Below are 4,829 nucleotides of genomic sequence, written 5' to 3' on the forward strand. Positions count from 1 at the left end.
GCTCTGACCTTCCTCCAACGCTCGCTGATCTCGTACTCTCCGCGCCGTGCCGCTTTGGATGCCCAGTCGTCGATGGCCTGGCCCATCTGATCGAGCGCCCGGAGCATGCGGCGCGGAAGGAGCAGTCGCTCAACGCGTGTTGCTTCTGTGAGATAGCGGTTCAGCCACTCGTCGCAGACTTCATCGTAGGGGAGGCTGGGCGGGTCCTCGCGGAGCTTCTCGCGGAGGGGCCCCACGATGTCCTCGAGCCCGATGATCGCTCGTGCGCCTGCCCCCTCGAGCAGGATCCAGCGAGGGGCCCCGTGCCCTACTCCGGTGACGGCGAAGAAGGCCCAGGGTTCTGCTGACCTGACCGGGCTGACCCGGGCGAGCACACGATGCCTGGTTGTGCGGTGCTCCTCGTAGATGGGGCGGGCGACCAGGGAATCCGGTCCCTCGACGAGGCGGCGTACCGGATCGAGTGCGTCGCGGATGCCATCCCATGCTTCCTCGCGGGCGGCCTCCAGCATGTCGATGTGCTGTTCGATATCGACGATGTCGTCCTGCCCCTCGGCGAGGTTCGGCACCTTCAGGTTCGCGCCCAAGAGCGAGTTGCTCTCCTGGGCGCGGGCCGCGAGGAGCTCGTTGGCCCGGGTGGCGAATGCTGCGCCGTCGCGGGGCCAGCAGACATCGATCGCGTCGTGGGGGCTGTCCATCCGGTCGACCCGGCCGACCCGCTGCTCGGCGACGCGAAGGGTCGTCGGCACGTCGAAGTGGACCATTGCAGAGGCGCCCTGGAGGTTGAGCCCCTCGTTCATCGCGTCGGAGCACAGGGCGATCCCGGTGGCGTCGCTGGCGGGGGCGAAGACGCGCTCGACCTCCTTGCGGTTCTTCTTGTTGGCGCCGGTCGCAACGATCACCGGGGTGCCATGGTGGTCGATGAGCTGCTGGATCGCGGCGAGGGTGATGAGGTGATGGTCGAAGGCTATGACCCGTGGGTGCTTCCGGCTCAGCTTGGCGAGGAGGTCGGCTTTGGCCTGCTCGCGTGCTGTCGAGAGATGCTGGGCCGCGTCCAGGATCGCGCGATAGCACTCGAGTTCGTGCTCGCAGGCGTCCCGCCATGCCGAGGGGTCGGTCAGCCATGGCGGTACCTCGCAGTCGAGCAGGAGCTCCGGGGGGCCCTGGCGGGCGAGCTCGGCGATGGTGCTGAGCATGTTGCCGGTCGGCTTGGGCTTGAAGGCGCTGTCGATCGAGCACAGTCTGACCGCTTCCTCGGTCCCCGCTACGTGCTCGATGAGGGCTGCCCGGGAGGAGCGCATCGCAGTGAGCACGTGGTGGCTGGCCAGTCCACGGGCGGCGGCGAGCCGGCTCTCCAGCCAGCGCTCGTCGGTGTATTCGTGGGCCAGCCCATGTGGGACCGCGATCTGGCGGCCGAGCAATGCCACGCCGGCCAGGCCGGCGGTTGCTTCGCGGATCCGGGCCGCGACCGCCTCGTCCTCCCGGGTCTCTCCCGTCGGATAAGTCACCGGCTCGTGCCGGGGGTACCGGCATACCCGCCCCGTCACAGGGTGCCGGTAGGCCTCGTGATCGTCCTCGACCATCGCGTTCAGCATCGGCTTCGTCCGTCGCACTGTGAAGCGCTGGATCTCGCGCCGGAGCAGCTCCTGCTGCTGCGATGTCATCTCGAGGCCCTGGCCGCCGCGCCGCTCGAGCCGTTCCAGGACATCCAGCGTCTCGTCCTCGAAGTTGTCCGCGCCCAGGAGGCCGACCAGCTGGAGCAGGTCGGCCGAGCCGCGGTTGATCGGGGTCGCGGTGAACAGCAGGACATGCTCGGCGAGGCTCTCACGGACCTGCCGTGTGCGGTTCGCGCCCGGGCTCAGGAAGTTGTGGCCTTCGTCCACGGCGAGGATCTGTGCGTCCTTGACCGCCAGCTCCTGCGCACGGGGCCCCTCTTCCGAGTGCCGGCTCAGCAGGCCGTGGGAGACCGTGTTGATCGAGACGCCGCAGGAGACTGCCTCCCGGTACCAGGTGTCCTCCACCGACGGCGGACAGACCAGGACGGTGAGATCGCCGCGCACTCGGCCGGTGCTCCACATCCGATCCCGCACAGCGCGCACGAGGTGGGCCCCCATGCGCGTCTTGCCGGACCCGGTGGCGTCCGCGACGAGCACGCTGCCGACGTTCTCCACGATCCACAGGGCCTGCGCGATCCCGGACACCTGGGATGGCCAGAGCCGGGAGCCCGCGGCGCTGCTGGTGAGGTATCGCTCGGCCCACGCACCGTCCAGCAGGTCAGAACACGCCCTCGCGAGCGCCTCCTGCCAGGGGACGAACCGAAGCAGCGCGTGCAGCAGGTCACGGAACTGGTCGTCCCAGTGCTGCCCGACGTCCCAGAAGTTCTCCGCCATCTCGACGAGGCCGTGATAGCGGCTGGCCTCGGCGCGGCGGTCAAACCTGGCGTTCGCCTCGATCTGGCTGCCGAGACCGGCACCGGTGAAGTTACTCGATCCCACGGTCGCCGCGTCTGACCCCACATAGATCTTCGCGTGCAGCCGTGTGGACCCGTCGACGAAGCGGACTGACACGCGGTCCTCGCCCAACGCCCTGATGACTTGGAGGACCTTCGCCGACAGCCGCAGCGACACTCCCTCCTCCTCGAGCCAGTAGCGTCGGACATCCTCGGTGAAGGTCACCTGGGCCGAGGCGAAGCTCGACCTTTCCGAGGCGAAGGGCTCTGTGCCGAGCAGCACCCTGGCCTGGGCGGCATCGGGCTGTCGGTCCCAGGCGGCGATGAGTTCGACCAGTTCGGCGATCGAGGAGAACCCGGCCACGATCAGCGGTGATGCCGAGGAGACAAGGTCGCTCCACACCACTGCCCGCACGCGCGCGCCAGCGTGGTTGACAGGGAACTGCTCGGCAGCTGGCCAGTGCAGGGCCGCCAGCCTATCCAACGCGTAGCCGCCCGGCTCGACTGAGAACAGGTCGGCCTGCCCCACCCACTCCCCGCGACGTGGAGGCCTGCCCCGTCGCGGACTCATCGTCGGCCCCGAGGCAACGGATGCACCCGCCCGCCCTGGGGGCGGCCCGGGGCGACAAGGCCAGCCAGTCTGGCCTTCGGCCAGATTCTTCCCATCTCAGCAAGGGCCATCATCGCCCTCCTCTGCACAGCTGCGCCGCCAGCATGGGACGGCGAATGGACATAGACGCCGCCAAGCTATCCGCACCCACCGACAAAATAAGGGCATCCGGCCCGCCCACGGCTCGATCACAAGGGATTCGGCGCCGGGAGCACCGTGACCTTGGGCGTTCCCCCTGGGAGCGAGAGTTCTCGACCACAAGCTGGGAGCAGCCCGGCCGTTGAATGCCAGGCCTGCTTTCTCACGCTCGCCGCGCGGACCCGGAAGGGCTGGTGTCGTTCGGAAGCGGCCTCGCAGGCGAGTGGCCGGGCCTACTTTTCGGGGGCGAGCTTGACGGTCGTGGTGGTGCCGAGGATGCTTGCCGAGTAGCTGATGACTCCGTGGTCGTAGGTGAAGACTTTGGTGGCGTCGGAGGAGGCCAGGAGCGCGTGGGCGGTCTTCGAAGTGTCCTTATTCGACGTCCAGGTGAATGTGTCGCCCGGAGTCGCCGGAGGGGCCACGGAACCAGCCCAGTAGAGAGAGCTGGTGTCGCCTTTGTCGGTGGTCCAGTCGATCTCGATGGTGTTTCCGCTGATCGTCGCCGCCTGCCAGGAATCCGTCGACTTGGAGTTCGTCTGCTTCCATTTCCCGTCGAGGCTGACGGGCGTGGGACTCGGCGACGGCACCTGTGCGGACTTCAATGCCTGCGTGTTCGATGAGCCGCCGTTGTCGGCGCCGTTCCCTCCCCCCGAACAAGCCGCCAGCGCCACGCTCACTGCGACAACGGCACCGGCGATGAGCGAACTACGAACGAGCTTTGGCATTCAAGAATGCTATCGTTGCTGACTCCCCATGAGTGCCGACTCGCCGATAGGCCCGCTCTCAGGCGCGATCGATGGCCAGGAACGCCTTAATGAAGCGCTCGACCGGCCCCCTGCTCGGCCTTAGAAGCGCGGACGCGCGGAGGCGGTAGAGCACGTCGCACACTCTCCGTACATGCGTCGAATACGAATGATGCAGGTGCGAGGAGACTGCAGGGCGGTTGCGCGCTCTGCTGGCGCCGGTATGTCGAACTATTCGGGCGATTGCGCGAGCGAATCGATGCTACACATGGCTGGTCATGGAACCACCGTAAGGAGCCTTCGGGTTTAGGTTTTGCCAGGCGGCCACGACATGCGCGCCGAACGGAGAAGTGGCCCTAGCTCGTTGTAGCTAGTTGGGGTCGCTGTAGTTGCCCCCACGATAGGAAGGGCGCTCCTTGAGCTTTGCAGCTATAAGGGCGCCGATCATGTCCGGGTCGGCATTCGCTGGTCCAAGCACATATCCCTGTCCCGTTGGGTCCGGCTTGCCAGGCAGCATCGCTAGCACGCCCACCACGATGTTCAGCCATTCTTCGAGAGGAGCCCTGATCTCGCCCTTGACTTGTTCGCCCCGGGGGTCTGTCGATACGCGAGCGACGGTAAGGCCGCCGTCCTCGTTCCAAGTCATTCTTAGTTGCACGTCCCAAAGGTACCGCTGGGACGCGCTGGCGAGTGAACCCGGACAGAGAGGGCCACCGCTACCTGTATCTGGCTGTGGGGATCTGGCGAGCTTGTAGGGGCTATTCAGCCAGTTCTAGAACAGGCAGGGGTAATCCTCGATCGCGATACCGGCGCAGTGGTGGATCGCGATCGCATAATTCATGCCCAATCCTATCGGCACCCCAGCATGCGGGGGGGGGGGGGGGGGGGGGGT

Annotated in this window: 3 protein-coding genes; all 3 read right to left on the reverse strand. The window is 66.9% G+C overall.

Annotated elements, in window-relative coordinates; translation table 11 throughout:
* A partial coding sequence (locus LK10_RS04235; protein ID WP_052206942.1) for a helicase-related protein occupies positions 1–2,975 on the reverse strand: 2,975 nt, incomplete at its 3' end.
* A 452-nt stretch (positions 2,976–3,427) separates the two neighbouring features.
* Positions 3,428–3,919 (reverse strand): hypothetical protein, encoded by a 492-nt coding sequence (locus tag LK10_RS04240; RefSeq protein ID WP_043120423.1) that lies wholly within the window; start codon positions 3,917–3,919, stop codon positions 3,428–3,430.
* Between the two features lie 388 nt (positions 3,920–4,307).
* Positions 4,308–4,583, reverse strand: a complete 276-nt coding sequence (locus LK10_RS04245) for a hypothetical protein (RefSeq protein ID WP_043120424.1) — start codon at positions 4,581–4,583, stop codon at positions 4,308–4,310.
* Between the last annotated feature and the right edge of the window lie 246 nt (positions 4,584–4,829).

This window comes from Sinomonas humi (assembly GCF_000802235.1).
Lineage (GTDB): Bacteria > Actinomycetota > Actinomycetes > Actinomycetales > Micrococcaceae > Sinomonas > Sinomonas humi.

Bases quoted from the DNA above. Each gene is read 5' to 3' on its own strand.
- LK10_RS04240 (WP_043120423.1), bottom strand. From the start codon at position 3,919: ATGCCAAAGCTCGTTCGTAGTTCGCTCATCGCCGGTGCCGTTGTCGCA.
- LK10_RS04245 (WP_043120424.1), bottom strand. From the start codon at position 4,583: ATGACTTGGAACGAGGACGGCGGCCTTACCGTCGCTCGCGTATCGACA.